Annotated in this window: 20 protein-coding genes and 1 pseudogene; 13 read left to right on the plus strand and 8 right to left on the minus strand. The window is 65.0% G+C overall.

Translation table 11 applies throughout. The annotated features are described in order from the left end of the window. Nucleotides 1-75: 75 nt before the first annotated feature. Nucleotides 76-396 (plus strand): annotated as a pseudogene (locus tag ACNO8X_RS21975) (transglycosylase family protein); the annotation flags it as partial. Nucleotides 397-408: 12 nt separating this feature from the next. Here ACNO8X_RS21975 and ACNO8X_RS21980 read toward each other — a convergent pair. From ACNO8X_RS21980 to ACNO8X_RS21995, 4 genes are all read right to left on the minus strand, one after another. Further along, nucleotides 409-549 (minus strand): hypothetical protein, encoded by a 141-nt coding sequence (locus ACNO8X_RS21980; RefSeq protein ID WP_157850361.1) that lies wholly within the window; start codon nucleotides 547-549, stop codon nucleotides 409-411. Between the two features lie 209 nt (nucleotides 550-758). Next, a complete protein-coding gene (locus ACNO8X_RS21985) occupies nucleotides 759-998 on the minus strand; it encodes a CsbD family protein (protein ID WP_071286898.1) in 240 nt (79 codons plus the stop codon). A gap of 103 nt (nucleotides 999-1,101) precedes the next feature. Then, nucleotides 1,102-2,421: a Dyp-type peroxidase gene (locus ACNO8X_RS21990; RefSeq protein WP_418002703.1), complete on the minus strand. Its 1,320-nt coding sequence runs from the start codon at nucleotides 2,419-2,421 to the stop codon at nucleotides 1,102-1,104. Next, nucleotides 2,421-2,981, minus strand: coding sequence for a hypothetical protein (locus ACNO8X_RS21995; protein WP_418002704.1), 561 nt, complete (start codon nucleotides 2,979-2,981; stop codon nucleotides 2,421-2,423). The genes ACNO8X_RS21990 and ACNO8X_RS21995 overlap by 1 nt, the downstream gene beginning before the upstream one ends. Before the next feature lie 202 nt (nucleotides 2,982-3,183). Here ACNO8X_RS21995 and ACNO8X_RS22000 point away from each other — a divergent pair, with 202 nt between their 5' ends. From ACNO8X_RS22000 to ACNO8X_RS22015, 4 genes are all read left to right on the plus strand, one after another. Further along, on the plus strand, nucleotides 3,184-3,486 hold the full coding sequence (locus tag ACNO8X_RS22000; RefSeq protein WP_418002705.1) for a hypothetical protein: 303 nt from the start codon (nucleotides 3,184-3,186) through the stop codon (nucleotides 3,484-3,486). A 38-nt stretch (nucleotides 3,487-3,524) separates the two neighbouring features. Then, nucleotides 3,525-3,869 carry a heme-binding protein gene (locus ACNO8X_RS22005; protein ID WP_043400445.1) on the plus strand — a complete coding sequence of 115 codons (345 nt, stop codon included), beginning with the start codon at nucleotides 3,525-3,527 and terminating at the stop codon, nucleotides 3,867-3,869. A gap of 26 nt (nucleotides 3,870-3,895) precedes the next feature. Then, a complete protein-coding gene (locus tag ACNO8X_RS22010) occupies nucleotides 3,896-4,501 on the plus strand; it encodes a hypothetical protein (RefSeq protein WP_418002706.1) in 606 nt (201 codons plus the stop codon). 211 nt (nucleotides 4,502-4,712) lie between these two features. Then, nucleotides 4,713-5,036 (plus strand): CD225/dispanin family protein, encoded by a 324-nt coding sequence (locus ACNO8X_RS22015; protein ID WP_043400440.1) that lies wholly within the window; start codon nucleotides 4,713-4,715, stop codon nucleotides 5,034-5,036. A 154-nt stretch (nucleotides 5,037-5,190) separates the two neighbouring features. Here the strand turns inward: ACNO8X_RS22015 and ACNO8X_RS22020 are convergent, their stop codons facing one another. From ACNO8X_RS22020 to ACNO8X_RS22030, 3 genes are all read right to left on the minus strand, one after another. After that, the gene (locus ACNO8X_RS22020; RefSeq protein WP_418002707.1) at nucleotides 5,191-5,787 is read right to left on the minus strand and encodes a fascin domain-containing protein; all 597 of its coding nucleotides are present in this window, start codon (nucleotides 5,785-5,787) and stop codon (nucleotides 5,191-5,193) included. Between the two features lie 122 nt (nucleotides 5,788-5,909). Then, on the minus strand, nucleotides 5,910-8,003 hold the full coding sequence (locus ACNO8X_RS22025) for an FUSC family protein (RefSeq protein ID WP_418002708.1): 2,094 nt from the start codon (nucleotides 8,001-8,003) through the stop codon (nucleotides 5,910-5,912). A 462-nt stretch (nucleotides 8,004-8,465) separates the two neighbouring features. Continuing rightward, complete coding sequence (locus tag ACNO8X_RS22030) at nucleotides 8,466-8,987, minus strand: MerR family transcriptional regulator (protein ID WP_418002709.1); 522 nt, start codon at nucleotides 8,985-8,987, stop codon at nucleotides 8,466-8,468. Between ACNO8X_RS22030 and ACNO8X_RS22035 the strand changes: the two genes are divergently transcribed. Next, complete coding sequence (locus ACNO8X_RS22035) at nucleotides 8,940-9,896, plus strand: oxidoreductase (protein WP_418002710.1); 957 nt, start codon at nucleotides 8,940-8,942, stop codon at nucleotides 9,894-9,896. The two genes, ACNO8X_RS22030 and ACNO8X_RS22035, sit on opposite strands and share 48 nt — an antisense overlap. A 21-nt stretch (nucleotides 9,897-9,917) precedes the next feature. Here ACNO8X_RS22035 and ACNO8X_RS22040 read toward each other — a convergent pair whose 3' ends face one another. Next, on the minus strand, nucleotides 9,918-10,325 hold the full coding sequence (locus ACNO8X_RS22040; protein WP_418002711.1) for a MerR family transcriptional regulator: 408 nt from the start codon (nucleotides 10,323-10,325) through the stop codon (nucleotides 9,918-9,920). A gap of 72 nt (nucleotides 10,326-10,397) precedes the next feature. Here ACNO8X_RS22040 and ACNO8X_RS22045 point away from each other — a divergent pair, with 72 nt between their 5' ends. From ACNO8X_RS22045 to ACNO8X_RS22075, 7 genes are read left to right on the plus strand one after another with little or no spacing between them, the layout of a single operon-like run. Next, entirely contained in the window at nucleotides 10,398-11,744 is a 1,347-nt protein-coding gene (locus ACNO8X_RS22045) for an MFS transporter (protein ID WP_418002712.1), read from the plus strand. Next, a complete protein-coding gene (locus tag ACNO8X_RS22050; RefSeq protein WP_418002713.1) occupies nucleotides 11,741-12,166 on the plus strand; it encodes a hotdog fold thioesterase in 426 nt (141 codons plus the stop codon). Before ACNO8X_RS22045 ends, ACNO8X_RS22050 begins: the two co-directional genes overlap by 4 nt. After that, nucleotides 12,163-13,098, plus strand: coding sequence for an AvrD family protein (locus tag ACNO8X_RS22055; protein ID WP_418002714.1), 936 nt, complete (start codon nucleotides 12,163-12,165; stop codon nucleotides 13,096-13,098). The genes ACNO8X_RS22050 and ACNO8X_RS22055 overlap by 4 nt, the downstream gene beginning before the upstream one ends. Nucleotides 13,099-13,128: 30 nt before the next feature. Next, on the plus strand, nucleotides 13,129-14,178 hold the full coding sequence (locus tag ACNO8X_RS22060) for a beta-ketoacyl-ACP synthase III (protein WP_418002715.1): 1,050 nt from the start codon (nucleotides 13,129-13,131) through the stop codon (nucleotides 14,176-14,178). A 28-nt stretch (nucleotides 14,179-14,206) separates the two neighbouring features. After that, a complete protein-coding gene (locus ACNO8X_RS22065; RefSeq protein ID WP_418002716.1) occupies nucleotides 14,207-14,458 on the plus strand; it encodes an acyl carrier protein in 252 nt (83 codons plus the stop codon). Beyond that, nucleotides 14,459-15,079: a histidine phosphatase family protein gene (locus ACNO8X_RS22070; protein WP_418002717.1), complete on the plus strand. Its 621-nt coding sequence runs from the start codon at nucleotides 14,459-14,461 to the stop codon at nucleotides 15,077-15,079. It abuts the gene before it with no gap. Beyond that, nucleotides 15,076-15,363: a putative quinol monooxygenase gene (locus ACNO8X_RS22075; protein WP_418002718.1), complete on the plus strand. Its 288-nt coding sequence runs from the start codon at nucleotides 15,076-15,078 to the stop codon at nucleotides 15,361-15,363. The genes ACNO8X_RS22070 and ACNO8X_RS22075 overlap by 4 nt, the downstream gene beginning before the upstream one ends. Nucleotides 15,364-15,393: the final 30 nt, after the last annotated feature.

Below are 15,393 nucleotides of genomic sequence, written 5' to 3' on the forward strand. Positions count from 1 at the left end.
CGTGCGGTCGCCATATCCGGCGTACTCGCGATCTCTCAACTGTCGTTGTCGATCTCCGAGGCCAACGCCGAACCCAACTGGGACGCCATCGCGCAATGCGAATCGGGCGGCAACTGGTCGGCCAATACCGGCAACGGCTTCTACGGCGGACTCCAGTTCAGCCCGGGCACCTGGACCGCCAACGGCGGCATGGGATCACCGGCAGCGGCCAGCCGCGGAGAACAAATCCGGGTGGCCCGAAATGTCATGCGTACGCAGGGCATCGGCGCTTGGCCGGTATGCGGAAGCCAGGCAGGACAGACGTCGGCACCCAACGTGTGCCGCACCCTGGTGCAGTTCATCCCGCTGTCGAACCTGCCGTTCCTCTGCCGGACGCTGCTGAACGTCTTCCGCTGAGGCGCGGGAGGGCTACTTACTCAGCAGGGCGAGTTCCTGCTGAGTGACCAAGCGCTCCATCTCGGCGCGATAGGCCTGGTCGTCCGACGGACGACGGGTGACGGCGGCGGCGACCTGCGCGACGATGCGTTCCACCCTGTGAGCTGTAGACATTGGACGCTCCCAACCACGAACCGAATGGCCTGACTGCCCTCAAGCCACTCTGATCACACTGGTCTACAGGCGTCACATTTTGACTACGGCTGCATCACATGTCGCGCACGTTGGCGTGCCGCGCGCGTGTCGCGGCACGTCCCTGTGAGACCGTGCCGCGCCCAACGCCGGCCACGGCGAATGACGGTCGCCTATGTCCGATGCCAGAACTACTGATCAGACTGATTGGCCCGCTGACGCGCTTCTGCCACACGGGCCGCAGCCCGGGCCGATTCCGCTTCGGCTTCCTTCTTCGCCGCATCGCGCTGCGCTTCGGCCTTATCCTGTTGCGCCTGACCTTCACGGAAAAGGTCATCGCGACCGGTCAGCGCACCGACCACCGCCTTGACCTTGCCCTTGATGCCTTCGACGACGCCCTTGGCAGCTTCTTCCGGACCGCTCTCGCCCATGAGGCTCTCTTTCCGATCGTAGGTTCACACCGACCGTGCATACGGCCGTCACTGTGAGGGTTCCCCTACAACCGAAAGCGAAACATGCCCCCGCGACGAGCCCTCAATCCCCCAGCGACGCCAGGTAGCGGATTCCGCCGATGCCCGGCAGGAAGAAGTAGGCGCCGCCCTTCATCGTCGTGAATGCCGGAAGGCCCTTGTGCACCTTGCGGATCGGCCGTTTGGGGACGGTGAAGTCCAGGGTGCCGTCCTGCGTGCCGCAGATCGGATCGTGTTCGTTGCCGAGTTCGTGGAAGGCCTTGTCGTTGATCCAGACGTTCTGCGCAAACTCGAACTGGCGCACCAGATCTGCGCAGATGATGAACGCCGCGATACCGCGGTCGACGCCGTCGTCCGGTGCCCCCTCGGGGAGCGCCGGACCGTACGTCGCGCCGCGCCGGATCGTCCGGCGGCGATTCATGTAGTGCGCAGTGTCGCGGGGATTCAGCCGGCGCGCGTGGGAGCCCAGGGGGCACGCGTAGCCGAACGGATCCTGTTCCTTGTAGTTGAAGTCGTTGTTGCGCATGGGATCCGCGCCCAGCTCGGGGTCGTCCTGGTCCGGCGCCAACACCAGCGGGGCGCCGCTGCGCCACCGGCCCATGAACTTCGCGGCCAACAACTCTTCGCCTTCGGGGGTGTCGGCGTTCGCGCGCAGGTAATCCCGAAAAACCCCGACGTGCTCTTCGAGTCTGCGGTACGCCATATAGCTGCCGTTGCGCGAAAGCGCCTCGGGCTGCGGCAGATCCACCACCGGACCGTTCTCGTCGTCGTATCCGAGGATGAACTCACCGGGCGCCAGCGGGTCGCCCGACCCCGGCGTCGGCTCCTCCCCCGAGCCCTTCATCACCGGCTGCGACAGCCTGTCCCGGAAGCCGAAGTGATCGTGGGCGTAGTTGAACGGCGGCGTGGCATTGAGGTCGAGGTACGACAGGCTGCGCACCCCGCCGGTCCGTGCGAGCAGGTCGTCGTGCGCCGCGATGGACCTTGCGTTCTGTTCGTCGTTGCGGGAGAACAGGATTGCGATGGCGTGCAGATCGTCGCCCGCCAGCCCGCCCACCCAGTGCTCCGGGGCTGCCGTCCCGGTGTCCCCCAGAATGCCGGCACGCGAGGCCATTCCTTCCCGGAACGCATCGGGGAAGGTCGCCAGCGAATCCTCCGGGACCCCCAGCGCGCGCAGGCCATTCCAGGTGAACGCCAAGGTGACCCAGCGATCGGACTCGTCCATCGAGGCCTTCGCGGCGGCCGCCGACTGCACCTTGTCCTGCAATTCCGACAGCCATGCCCGGCCACCTTCGGAGGTGTCGAACGTCAGGAACTCGTAGCGGCCGGTGAGGGCGGGAGTTCGCGTCAGCAGGATGTGCTGAATGTCGTCGAACTCGAGCATTACTGCATTTGATCGAGCATCGTCGAGAACGCCGCCTTCAACCGGAGCGCCTTCTTGATCTCGTCCGCGGTCACATAGGGGTACTCGCCGTACTCCAGGAAGCTCGGCTGCTGGTGGTCACGGACGAACTTGATGAACGCGTCGGTGTTGGTCTGCCAATCCTCCGGGAAGCCTTCGAGATTGGTGAACACCGTCGTGACGCCGGTCGCGCTGAAGAGCGCCACCGCATCCTCGGTGTACTTGTCGAAGTCGGTGTCGAAGATGCCCATGTACTGAAAATGCAGGCCCGAGCCGACGTCGAACAGATTCCAGCGCAGGTAATGCAGGCGCAGCGGCGCCAGAGCTTCCGGGCTGGCCTTGATGGTCTCTTCGATGGTCTTGCCGTAGGCGCGGACCACTTCCTCGCGCCCCTCTTTCACCTTCGCGATGATCGAGAAGCCGTAGCAGGCAGGGGTCTTCGGGAACACCGGGCCGTAGCGGCCGCGCACCTCCTCGAAGTAGCCCTCCTTGGGGATCGCCATGGCAGCCGGCTTGGTCCAGTCCTGCGTGCTCTCACCCATGTCGGCTCCTCACGTCTTGTGCCCTACGCCGGACGCTAACACCGCCCGCGAATTGTCCGAGGCAATCGTCAATATCTGAGCGCAATAACTGCCAACTGCCTCTCCTGCTCGGCCCGGTCCAATTACTCTGAGCCGACACCGGTTTCCGCGCACCGGCGGCGTGCCGACCACCGCGGACCCAGCCGTCCGGAAGAAGAAGTCCATGCAACTGAAGCAGCGCTACTTGAGTCTGGGGCTGGCGCTCACATTCATCCCTGTCGGTCTCAGCGCTGCCGCGCCGGCGTCGGCAGACTGCAGCGGTGCCGGATACGCCACCGTGTGCGCCCAGGGCGACGTCCGCGGCGGCGGGCCGACGCCGCCGTCCGCCGGGCCGGCCTACCCGTCCTACTGCGCCGACCCCTGGTATTGCGACGACGGCTGGGGCATCGACATCAATGTCCCGATCCGCCCGATTCGCCCGCCCAATGGCGGTGGTGGCGGTGGCGGTATCGGTCCGCGTCGCTGATCACCCCTAAACCCAACAACCCTGTAGGAGCAACCCACATGAAGATTCGCAACATCATCGGTGCCGGTGTGATCGCCGGTGCGACGTTCATCGGCACAGCCACAACGGCCATCGCTGATCCGCCGGACTGCACGGCCGCCGATCTCGCCAACGTGATGTCCGGGGTGAACGCGGGCACCGCGTCGTACCTGTTCAGCCACCCCGATGTGAACGCGTTCTTCACCGGTCTGAAGGGCAAGACGCGGGATCAGATGCGCACCGAGATCACGGCATACATGGATGCCAATCCGCAGGTGAAGGCTGAGGTCCAGGGTGTGCGTCAGCCCGCGGCCGACTTCCGCGAGCGCTGCAACGCCCCGATGCCCGACGGTCCGTTGAACTGACGGCCCGGAGAAAGGAAACCGATCCGATGAAGGCACGTATGACGGTCGCCGTGGCGGCCAGTATTGCGCTGGTCGCAGCGATGAGCGGTTGCAGCAAGGATTCCGCGCCTCCGGCCGCCTCGAAATCTGCATCGTCGTCGTCCAGTTCCAGCACGTCGGCGACCAGCGCTGCTCCGGCCCAGCCCGCCGACTACACCGCGTTGCTCATCAAGGGCGCCGATCTGGTTGCGCCGGAGGTGTTCACCGCGGGCGAAGCGACGCAGAACCCCAGCGGTAACCCTGGCGTCGCGACCGCATTCAGCAACCCCGACGGCACCCACGTCGTCGGCGACACCATCCTGATCCTGCCGGACCCCGCCGCCGCTACCGCCGCGCTCGAGGCAGCCAAAGCCGGGCTCGGTACCAATGTCGTCGGCGGTGCACCTGCGCCGATCGAGGCCGGCACCGGCGGCACCACGGTGTCGGGGAACTCGCCCGACGGCTCCAAATCGGTGACCGTCGTGCTGTTCACCGAGGGCAAGGCGTTCGTCACCCTGGAATTCGACGGTCCCAAGGACGCCGACGCACCGCCCGATTTCGTCAAGGACGTCGCGCAGAAGCAGGCCGCGGCCATCAAGAGTGGCCTGCACTGACGACGGTCGTCCAATCCATCCGGTAACCGCAGCCAGCTGTCACCGCTCCAATGTTGGGATCGGTAGCCGCGTCTCTGTTGTGTCCTTGCTCTGTAGGCGTCCCAAACGGATTCCAATCGGTGCGCCGTAGCGTCCCGAAACGGTCGATGCTGACCGCGTCCAACAGACGGGTCTCCTACCGAGTAGTGACCAGAAACAGAGAAAGGCTGCAATGACTGAGATACCGCCAGGGAACTACCCTCCGCCGCCGGCCGGCGGCCTCCCGCCCGCAGGCGGACCACCCAACAACAACCTGGTGCTGGGCATCCTCGTCACCATTTTCTGCTGCCTGCCGTTCGGCATCGTGTCCATCGTCAAGGCGACTCAGGTCTCGGGTCTGTGGGCCCAGGGCCAGCCCCAGGCGGCGCAGGCAGCCGCTGACGAAGCCAAGAAGTGGGCGACGTGGGGTGCGATTGCCGGCGCCGTGGTACTCGTGATCTACCTGGTGTTCACCTTCGTGATCGGCGCAGCTTCGTACGGGGCAGCCTTTACCTGATGCCACTCGGTGGTGGCCGCCAACACCCGCAGTGGTGTCGGCGGTTCACCGTCGAGGGGATGCGCTGACAGCGTTGGGCGACAACGGATTACCGCAGGCCGCAGGTCTAACCTGCGGCCTGCGGCTATCTGCCGCTTGATATCGCGGCGTGCGCTCAGCTTCCGCAGTGGATGTGGAACTGCTCCCAGCCGTTCGCCACGGTCGCATCGGAATGGATGGTGTCGGTGGTCCGTCCGCCACCGCCCACGGCGGTGAGGAAGTGCCCGTCGATGGTGCCGATCGAATACACCGTCTGGCCGCCGGGAGCCGACGGAAGCTTCGTGACGGTGAACTTCTCCCACGCCTGCAGCTGCGTGGCGTCGGAGTGGATGACGTCGGTGGTCCGTCCGCCACCGCCGACAGCAGTCAGGTAATGCCCATCAAAGGCTCGGATGCCGTAGTGGGTTCCGTCACCGGCGTCGACGAGCGCAAAAGTCTCCCAGGTCCCGACCCGCACTGCGTCCGTGTGCATTACGTCGAATGATGGTTGGCCGAGTCCCGTCAACCCGCCGCTATTGACTGCCGTCACATAGTGCCCATTGGCGGTCTTGAAAGTGCAGTTGGTCTTTGTCGGGGTAGCCGCCGAGGCCACACCGGACAGGCTCACCGCCATGACGGCCATCGCCGAAACACCGGCGGCGGCGAGCAGTCGCCGGTGCTTACGCGCAGACGTCGGCTTCGGTGCGGGCTGGGGGTTGATATCGGCGATCATGAAGTGCTCCTTCGATGTTATCGGGGCCCTGGTTGGCCCCTTACACAGGTAGGAGCGCCGCGTCCCGCAGGAGGGGACACTTTTTTACGAATTGATCTTTGAGGGCCTGCAACACGCCGGCATCACACCCGAATGGTCACCTCGGTCAGGGCACGGTCGATGACGTTGAGTGCGCGGATGGCCGCCCGCACCGGTCCTGGCCGCATCTCCGGCAGGCCAACGTCGAAAAGAACTGCATCGCTGCGCTTTTCTGTCGGGGTGACGTCGTCACCGGCAATCAGCTTCCGGATCCCGGCCACCGCGGTACCGGTGCGCGTGGCCGCTTGGTGCAGCGCCTCGTCGGCGCCCTCGGGAGCCGGACCGATATGTGACGCGGCGACGCCCGTGCGAGCCAGAGCGTGCGCGGAGCGATTGGCGACCTGCAACCCCAGCATCAGGCGCCGGACCCCATGCCGTAGTTCCGAGAACGGGCCCATCTGAAGCGGTTTGCCAGCCGTGACGGCTTCCTTCAATGCGTTGTCCAGCCGGCGGGTATCGGCGACGAGGTCGTCGGCGGCGTCCGCGGTGAGTACCGCGGTGACGGCGGTGTCGATCACCTGCTCCATCCCGTCGAGGTAGGCATTGACCTTTTCGGCGAACGTGGCCCGGGTCTTGGTGGAGAAGACGAAGTACGCCGACGCGATTCCCACCAGGCTGCCCACGGCTGTTTCGGCGATCCGCACCTCGAGCACCTGAGCGCTGAAGTTGCCGAGTAGCCCATACAACATTGCCAGCAAGACCGTCACGAAGAAGGTCAACCAGAAGTAGGCGACGGTCGCCAGATAGAACGCGAAGAACACGCAGACCACCAGGACGACGATCTGCAGTCCCGGATTCCGCCCGATCTCGGCGGCGAGCAGCACGCCCGCCACCACGCCGACAATGGTGCCGACGATGCGATGGCCTGCGCGCGACAGGATTTCACCGCGTGTGGTGACGCCGGTGAACACCAGGAAGGCCGTCAGCACCGCCCAATACCCGCGATCGGGCGAGACCATGTTGCCCAAAACCGTTGCCGCACTGGTTGCCACGGCGACCTGAATCGCTGCCTTGGTGCTGGGATTCAGGCCGGGCGGTGCGTCCTGACCGTCGCCGTCGACTGCGGCGGCGGCTGCGGCTGCGGCGGCGGCTGCGGCTGCGGCGACGTCGTCGTCGCTGATGCCGCGGGCGTTGGTGGTGATGTGATGAATTGCCAAGTGCGCCTGCATCGCCCGGTAGGCAGTCACGGTGGCCACCCCGGCTGATGTCGACAGGTCGGCCTTGTCCGCCGCTGCCGCACCCATCCGACGGGCCCGCCGCAGCTGATCGTCAGTGGGGTTGTTGTCCAGGCAGATCCGCAGTGCCGCAACCGCATCAACGAGACCGTCCGGCCATGGCTCGTCCTCGTCCAGCCACCACAGGAACGACGCCGCCTGCTCGAGCATGATCTGCGCCTCGAATACCCGCAGCGCCAAGTCTTTACTGGTGACACTGAGGGATTTCGCCGCCTCGTGCCGGTCCAGCCAGTCATCGATGAGCAGCGCCGTCTCACCGAGTAGGTCGAGTTGGTGCCGGGCGACGTCGACGCTGACCTGACCACGTTTGGTGGCTACATCCAGCGTCGAGAGCGACGTGGCCCGCAATGCCGACAACAGCCGGCGCGCCTCCACGCGCGGCCGCTCCGGAAACAACACCACGTGCACCAACAGCGACGCGGCGAGCCCCACCGCGACGGCGATGGCCAGCACCGGAATGTGGTCCACGGGTGTGCGCAGGAACATGACGAAGAAGTACGCGATGAAGGCAACCATCCCCAGCGCGTTTCCGCGCGGGCCGTACCGCCGCCCCCAGACCGCGGCGAAGAGCACGGCGACGAAGCCGACGTCGACGATCTTCCCGTGCGGCGCCAGGAATGCCGCCAGGGCCATGGCGCCGATCGCCGGGAAAAACAGCAGGACCGTGGTGATGTTGCGGCTGCGCTGGTCGCGGTCTTTGACCGCGGCGGAGGCTTGCATCGCGACCACCGCGCCGAGCATCGCCACCGTCACAGGCTGGCCCGCCACGTGCGTGAACGCCAGCATGGCGACGATTGCGACCAGTAGCGAACAGGTAGTTGCCGCCGCGCTGCGCAGCCGAATGTGGCCGGGGTCAGCAGCGTTGCGGACACTCGCTCTACGCACCGCCGCCGATAACTGCACAGGTCGATTCTGCGTCACCAAGCTGGACCGCGTCCTCAGCCATCCCGGTGTGGTTGCAGGTTCTCAAACCCCACGTCCAGCGTTGATGCTTCGACCATCTGCGATGCAACCAGTCTCACTCGATGTCCAACAGATGTTGTCTCATAGCCATGTCCATTCCTACCGGGCGCTGCCCTGCCCCTTTAGACGAGGCTATTGCCGAAATTCATCCCGTTAGGTCCCGCGACATCGAGGACTGGCGTGAGGCCTGTTTCCCCGAAGGGCGCACTGGGAATACGGATACGCGGCTGAAGAGGCCGGTGTGTGTCCCCAAGACATCCCGCATGTCACTGCGCCGGTTCGTGGTGGCGACGCGGCGCGCTGGGGATCGGGGTCCAGGGCGCACCCGCAAAGGCGACGTCGACGTAGCTGGCGACCGGTTCACCAAGGTTTGCGGCGAGCAGGTTGGCCTATTCCCGTGAACTATCCGTGCTGTGCGATGGTGGGGTCCCAGAGCCCGCGAGCCGAGGAATCTTCGACTTGCGTTTTGTAGATGGCTACCTTCATCTCGATGACGTCGAGGCAATGCTGGAGGTTGGCCAGCTGCGCGCGGACGTGAGTTTCGTGTTTCCGGAGTAGTTCGAGGCGTTGGGCTTCGTTACCTGGCCCTTGTCGCACTAGGGCAGCGAATTCGGCGAGATGGGCAAGTGGCATTCCGGATTCGCGTAGTCGTACGCAGATTGCCAGCCAATCGATGTCGGTTTGGGTGTAGCGGCGGCGACCGGAGCTGGTCCGCGTGACGTTGCTGACCAGTAGGTTTTCGCGTTCGTAGAACCTGAGGGTGTGGATGCTCAGGCCCGTGCACCTTGCTGCTTGACCGATCGTAAAAGTCTGTGTCATAAGAGTATTCATCCCCGGGGTTGACCTAGAGGGCACTCTAGATTCTAGCGTGGTGGCATGACTGAAACCACCACACAGCACTCGATCCTCTCTGGGTTCGGGCATGAATCGAGTAGCGATGACGTCATGGCCGGTGTGGATCTCATCGGCGCTGTGGCGGTCGTCACTGGCGGCTATTCGGGCCTGGGCTTGGAAACCACCAGTCATCTAGTCCGGGCAGGGGCACATGTCGTTGTCCCCGCCCGCCGGGTCGATGTCGCCGCTCGCGCCGTCGACCATCTCGGGGACGCCGTGACGGTGCTCAACGCTGATCTTTCCGACCTGGATTCAGTATCGGTGTGCGCGCAGCGCATCCGTAATGCGTGGCCACAGATCGACCTGTTCATCGGCGCAGCTGGCATCATGGCCGCTCCCCTGCAGCGAGTGGGACCGGGTTGGGAAAGTCAGTTCGCCGTCAATCACCTCGGCCACTTCTCATTCGTGGCGGAACTGTGGCCGGCCTTGGTGCGCGGCAGTGCCCGGGTGATCGCGTATTCGTCGGCAGGGCACCATATTTCGGATATCCGTTGGGATGACCCGCACTTCACCACCGGATATGACAAGTGGGACGCTTACGGCCAGGCGAAAACGGCCAACATTCTTTTCGCATTGCACCTTGATTCACTCGCGGCAGGCACGGGCGTGCACGCATTTTCTCTGCATCCGGGATCCATCCTGACTCCGTTGCAACGGCACCTTGAGTCGGCCGAGATGGTCGATCGCGGCTGGATTGACGAGCACGGCGACGTCGCAGACCCGACGTTCAAGACCGTGTCCCAGGGCGCCGCAACAGGTCTATGGGCGGCGACCAGCCCGCAGCTGGCCGCCCTCGGTGGTCTGTACCTCGAGGATTGCGATGTTGCGGGCCCGGCTGCAGCGGACGGCACCGGGGTGAAGTCCTATGCGGTGGACCGCGACAAGGCAGCCGAACTGTGGGACCTCAGCGTGGCACTGACGGGCCGAGACTTGAACTGAGCGCTGCCCTTCGCGATGCCGTCAGTCGGCTTCGTGCACGGGTTCGGCCCATGGCGCATCTGTGGCTCCCGACTCCAGGTGGTCTTCATACAGCTTGATTTTGTGATCGATCAAGGACATCGCAGCCTCGATTGCGTTGCGCCGGCCCTGGAGCCGCGCCTGATGGCGTTGCAAGATGGCGACGCGTTCGCGCTCATTTCCGTTGCCCGACTTGACTAATTCGACGTAACGCCGAATTTCGGCCAACGGCATGTCGGATTCACGCAGCCGCACGCAATTGCGTAGCCAGTCGACGTCGACGGGATCATAAAGCCTTCGGCCGGCGCCGTCGCGACGAACTGGACTGAGCAGCAAGCCTTCCCGTTCATATTTGCGCAGGACGTGAACGCTTAAACCCGTGCGTGCGGCCACTTCTCCGATGCTCAACACCTTTTCTCCCCCTCTGATGTGATTTTTCCTACGTTGACCTAGACGCGCGTCTAGTTCCTAGCGTCACCAGGCATGACGGACACCACCTCACGGCTCGGCTCCTCAAATCCGGTGCATGCATTGGTCCTCCCGGTGACCATCGGCGCGCAATTCGTCCTCCCGCTATCGCTGGCAGGTACCGCGGTGGCGCTGCCGTCGATAGCACGTGATCTTGGGTCAGATCCAAGCCAGTTACAACTCGTGATCAACGGCTTCAACATTTGCTTTGCCGTCTTCACCATCGTGTGGGGTCGGCTGGCAGATCGCATCGGCTATCGCCGCGCATTCCAAGCCGGCGTCTTGACCACCTTCGTGGGCTCCGCGGCCAGCGCCGCAGCCCCGACGTTGGTGCTGCTCGATCTGGCCCGCATCGTCACTGGCGTCGGGGCGGCGGCTGTGCTGACCCTGGCTGCCACCATCATCTCCGACACGTTCGACGGGCCGCAGCGCGCACGCGCCTTCACCGCATTCGGCACTGTCTCGGGTTTCGGACTCGCCGCGGGGCCCGCGATCGCCGGGGCCACCGTGTCGTTGTTGGGTTGGCGCGCGATGTTCGCGTTGCATGCGCTGCTACTGCTGCTTGCGTTGCTGGGTAGTTGGGCCCTTCCGCCGGGTGTGCACGATCGGTCCGAGACTGGGCATCCTCCGCTGCTGGACCCAGTGGTGTTCAGAAATGCCGCATTCCTGCGGATGGCGTTGGTGCCGGTGGCGGGTGCGATCGGGTTTGTAGCAATCTTGACGTACCTGCCCAGTGGGTTGCAGGCCATTCACGGCTGGTCAGACGGTGACGCAGCGGCCTTCATGTTGCTGATGACGATGCCGGTGTTCGTGGCGCCCGTGATCTCCCATCGACTGCTGAGCAATGGGCGCTCCACCGCACCGGTGCTCGCACTGATCGCCTTGGTGTGCTTGGTGCTGGGACCATTGGGGCTGCTGGCGATCCGGCCGGATGTGTCGCCGATCGCGGCGGCGGTGCCGATGATCTTGTGCGGCTTGGGTTTTGGGATACCGCTCGGATTTGTTGACGGAGAAGCGCTTTCGCACATTCCGCCGGATCGCGCTGGCAGCGCGGCAGGCGTGTTCAATCTGATGCGGATCGGGTCCGAAGCGGTTTTCGTCGCCGCCTACGGCGGAGCGATCGCCGCGCTCATCACCAGCCGTGTTGCTGATCCAGCCGCCGCCGAGCAGACAGCCGCAGGCGCCTCTGGTCACCCCGACGCGTTCACCGCAAGCCAGAGCATGGCGCTGATCGGCGTCAGTGTCCTGTGCACGGTGGTATTGGCGGCCTACACATGGCTGAGCCGAGCCGCGAAAACATCTGGGGCCAAGGTGGGTTACGTCGATGACGGCGTCGCCGCCGCACCGGTCGGGCAAGCATGACCACCGACAACTTGCAGGCATTTCTAGACAGCCCTGCCGCCGACCAGCTCATTACCCGGTTGAACATCACCCTCGACATCGACGAGCAGGGACGGGTACGCGGACGCATGCCGGTCGCCGGAAACCGGCAGCCTCTGGGAATCATGCACGGCGGCGCCAACGCGGTTTTGGCTGAGAGCGTCGGTAGCGTCGCAGCCTATCTGCATGCAGGCCTCGGTGGCAGCGCGTTCGGGGTCGACCTGTCGTGCACACATCACCGCTGGGTGTCCCGCGGTGAGGTCACCGGCGTGTGCACCCCTCTGTTCGAGGGTGACCGATTCGCCACCTACCACATCGAAATCACCGACTACCGAGGTCAATTGACATGCACGGCGCGTCTGACCGCTGCCGTCTCACACGTCCGAGCGGAGGCTCCGCAGTGACAACAACACCCATCAACGCCGACACGGTGCCGTCAGTCGACGTCTTCCTTGGTCCGGCCGAGAAGCGGTTCTTCGGCCACGGCTACCGTCGCATCCACTACGAACTCGGGCCGCCGGCTGCAGCGCCGGCAGCCGGCGCGGCGACGCAATTCCGCGCGTCGATCCGCTGCCCGGCGAACTGGTCAACCAAAGCCGATGGCGACCAGCGCCCCCACCTGTCCACCATCGACGCGCTGTTGCTCGGCCAGTGGGCGACCGAGATCGCGGCAAGGACGACACTGGGCGTGGCCCCCGCGACGATCGAGACCTGGGCTGTCGAGTCGGTGACCATTCACGCCGGCAAGACCCCGATAGAGGACCTCACCGACATCGATGTCACCACCACGGCGGCGGGCAGCGATGATCGGACCAGCACCTGGCAGGTCACCGTCGGCAACATGCGCCTGTCCTTCTTGCTACGACAGCACGTCCACCACTCCGCCGTTCTTCCGCGTCGAGGTCACGGCGAACCTAGCGAGCTCACCGACGTGGTCATCGACACTGCGGCGCACAACAGCCGCGCCACACTGACCGCCGGCACACCCGTGGACCTGATCCCCGAATCCCGACTGGGACGCCGCCTCGCCGTGGACGGCCGGCCGAGCCTCGTTGACGCATTCGTCGCCACCCTGCAACTCGGCCAAGTCCTGCTCTATGAACTCGACCACATGTCGCGAGGACAGAGCAACACGCTCTGGATGCGCCAGACCACGCTGACGGTAGCGGTCCCTAACATCCTCAGTCCCAACGAATCTCATGACATGGCCGTTCATCTCGACCGCATCCAGCGGTTGGAGTTGGGCGGCGCGCACTGGCGCACCGCCGATGTCGTCGGTGCCGTTGCTGGGATGACCGTGCGCTGCGCGGTCGCTCACCAACTGCCTCCGAAGTAGTTCGAACGACGCGAAAGAGGATGTGACTCCATGATGCTTCGATCAGCCAAAGTTGTTGGGTTGGGCGGCTATGTGCCACCCCAGGTGGTGTCCAATCACCAGCTCGCCGAAACCTTGGACACCAACGACGAATGGATCCGCACCCGCACCGGGATCAGCCACCGCCACATCGTCACCGACGGCACGGCCACCAGCGATCTGGCCACCATCGCCGGCCGCCGCGCACTAGACAACGTCTCCGGCGACAGCACCATCGATCTGCTGGTGCTGGCCACCACCACGCCCGATCACCCCTGCCCGGCCACCGCGCCCGCCGTCGCGTCAGCACTAGGTCTGGGATGCATCCCCGCCTACGACCTGGCAGCAGTGTGCTCCGGGTTCATCTACGGCCTGTCTGCGGCGACCGCCACCGTTAAGTCGGGGATGGCCCGGCGCGCACTGGTGATCGGCGCCGAGACGTTCAGCACCATCCTCGATCCCAGTGATCGCACCACACGACCGATCTTCGGCGACGGTGCTGGCGCGGTAGTGATCGAGGCGGCCCAGCCTGGCGCAGAAGGCGAAGTCATCGACTTCATCCTGGGCAGTGACGGCGATCAGTCCAACCTCATCTGCGTGCCGGCCGGAGGCTCCCGAGAACGCACGGCAAGCGACCCCGACACCATGTACAGCCCGTTCTTCCAGATGCAGGGCGCCGCCGTCTTCCGCGAAGCAGTCGCGCGCATGTCGCAGTCGTGCGAACAGGTGATGGCGCAGACAGGTTGGTCGGCCGAACAAGTCGACTGGCTGGTGGGACATCAAGCCAATGCCCGCATCATCGCCGCCATCGGCGATCAGCTCGGTGTGAGCGCCGACCGGGCAGTCATCAATCTCGACCGTGTGGGCAACACGTCAGCGGCGTCGATTCCCCTCGCACTTGCCGACGCAGCCTCGGCCGGCAGGTTCCAGCCTGGACAGCGCATCGTTCTGACCGCGTTCGGCGGTGGAACCACCTGGGGCGCAACGACACTGACGTGGCCGGCGATCCCCTCAGTGGTCCCGATAGACACCGCCCAGGCCGCCTACCTGCGCACCGCCTAACCCACCGACGAACACGAAAGGCCACACCATGCCCGATACGCTTCCCTCCACCCGCGACGTCATCATCGACTGCCTGCACGACAAACTTGGCACCGACCCTAAATCGGTCAAGGACACCAGCACTTTCGACGAAATCGGCGCTGATTCCATCTTCCTGGTCGAGGTGTCACTGCGCCTAGAACGCGACCTCGACATCCCGGTTCCAGAAGGCACGCTGGAAAGCACCCAGACGATCGCCGAGGCGATAGCCACCATCGACAGCCTGCGCAAGGCCGCATAGATGCGTATCGCGTTGGTCCGCCACGGCACCACACTGCTCAACGAGCACGGCCACTATCAAGGCCAGTGCGATCCCCCGCTGTCCCCGGCAGGGGAACGCGACGCCACCGGCGCCGCGGCCGCGGTCACCGCGCTGCACTGGTCGCTGGTCTGCTCATCGCCACAACTGCGTGCCCGCGCCACCGCCCGCGCGTTACTGGGCGGCACGCGGCATCCGGTACGGATCTTGGCAGGCCTGCGCGAACGCCATCTCGGCGATATCGACGGCCGCTGCCGCGGCTGCGTCGAAGCCGAGTCTCCCGGGACCGCCGCCCGGCTGATCCATGACCGCGACTACATCCCACCCGGTGGCGGGGAATCGCTGGAGGCGGTGCGCACACGCGCGCTGGCCGCGGCGGCCACGCTCGCCGAGCCCAGCATGCCCGACGGACCGGTCCTGGCGGTCACCCACGGCGCGGTGATCGCCGCCCTCACCGGCGGATCGATCAACGAGGTAGCCCCACTGCACGCCGCGATCGTCGACGTCGAGGACACCGGCCTCACCACAGTCGCCGCCGGTATCTCGCTTACCTTGCTGCCCAAAATCTTCGACCACCATCGCGAAAGGCGGGTTACGACGTGACCATTCAAATCGTCGTGCAGTTCGACATTCTTCCCGACAACGTCCCGGCCGTGCTGGAGGCGTTCCGGCTCCTGGCCAAGGAGACCAGCGCAGAACCTGGTGTCACGCGGTTCGAGGCCTTCACCGTCGACGAGCACCCACACCGCGTGGTCCTCGTCGAGGAATGGGCCGATCAGGCCGCCATCGACAAACACATGACCCACGCCCACACCGACCAGTTCCGGGCCACCACCGCGAACGCATTCCAAACACCACCCATCGTCAATCGGCTGACTCTGCTGTAACAGAGCCTCCGAAATCGACTGCACATCAAT

Origin of the sequence: Mycobacterium sp. PDNC021 (assembly GCF_048282635.1) — a bacterium.
Classification (GTDB): Bacteria; Actinomycetota; Actinomycetes; order Mycobacteriales; family Mycobacteriaceae; genus Mycobacterium; species Mycobacterium llatzerense.

Coding starts and splice junctions, on each gene's coding strand:
- ACNO8X_RS21980 (WP_157850361.1), bottom strand. CDS start 549: ATGTCTACAGCTCACAGGGTGGAACGCATCGTCGCGCAGGTCGCCGCC.
- ACNO8X_RS21985 (WP_071286898.1), bottom strand. CDS start 998: ATGGGCGAGAGCGGTCCGGAAGAAGCTGCCAAGGGCGTCGTCGAAGGC.
- ACNO8X_RS21990 (WP_418002703.1), bottom strand. CDS start 2,421: ATGCTCGAGTTCGACGACATTCAGCACATCCTGCTGACGCGAACTCCC.
- ACNO8X_RS21995 (WP_418002704.1), bottom strand. CDS start 2,981: ATGGGTGAGAGCACGCAGGACTGGACCAAGCCGGCTGCCATGGCGATC.
- ACNO8X_RS22000 (WP_418002705.1), top strand. CDS start 3,184: ATGCAACTGAAGCAGCGCTACTTGAGTCTGGGGCTGGCGCTCACATTC.
- ACNO8X_RS22005 (WP_043400445.1), top strand. CDS start 3,525: ATGAAGATTCGCAACATCATCGGTGCCGGTGTGATCGCCGGTGCGACG.
- ACNO8X_RS22010 (WP_418002706.1), top strand. CDS start 3,896: ATGAAGGCACGTATGACGGTCGCCGTGGCGGCCAGTATTGCGCTGGTC.
- ACNO8X_RS22015 (WP_043400440.1), top strand. CDS start 4,713: ATGACTGAGATACCGCCAGGGAACTACCCTCCGCCGCCGGCCGGCGGC.
- ACNO8X_RS22020 (WP_418002707.1), bottom strand. CDS start 5,787: ATGATCGCCGATATCAACCCCCAGCCCGCACCGAAGCCGACGTCTGCG.
- ACNO8X_RS22035 (WP_418002710.1), top strand. CDS start 8,940: ATGACTGAAACCACCACACAGCACTCGATCCTCTCTGGGTTCGGGCAT.
- ACNO8X_RS22030 (WP_418002709.1), bottom strand. CDS start 8,987: ATGCCCGAACCCAGAGAGGATCGAGTGCTGTGTGGTGGTTTCAGTCAT.
- ACNO8X_RS22045 (WP_418002712.1), top strand. CDS start 10,398: ATGACGGACACCACCTCACGGCTCGGCTCCTCAAATCCGGTGCATGCA.
- ACNO8X_RS22050 (WP_418002713.1), top strand. CDS start 11,741: ATGACCACCGACAACTTGCAGGCATTTCTAGACAGCCCTGCCGCCGAC.
- ACNO8X_RS22060 (WP_418002715.1), top strand. CDS start 13,129: ATGATGCTTCGATCAGCCAAAGTTGTTGGGTTGGGCGGCTATGTGCCA.
- ACNO8X_RS22065 (WP_418002716.1), top strand. CDS start 14,207: ATGCCCGATACGCTTCCCTCCACCCGCGACGTCATCATCGACTGCCTG.
- ACNO8X_RS22070 (WP_418002717.1), top strand. CDS start 14,459: ATGCGTATCGCGTTGGTCCGCCACGGCACCACACTGCTCAACGAGCAC.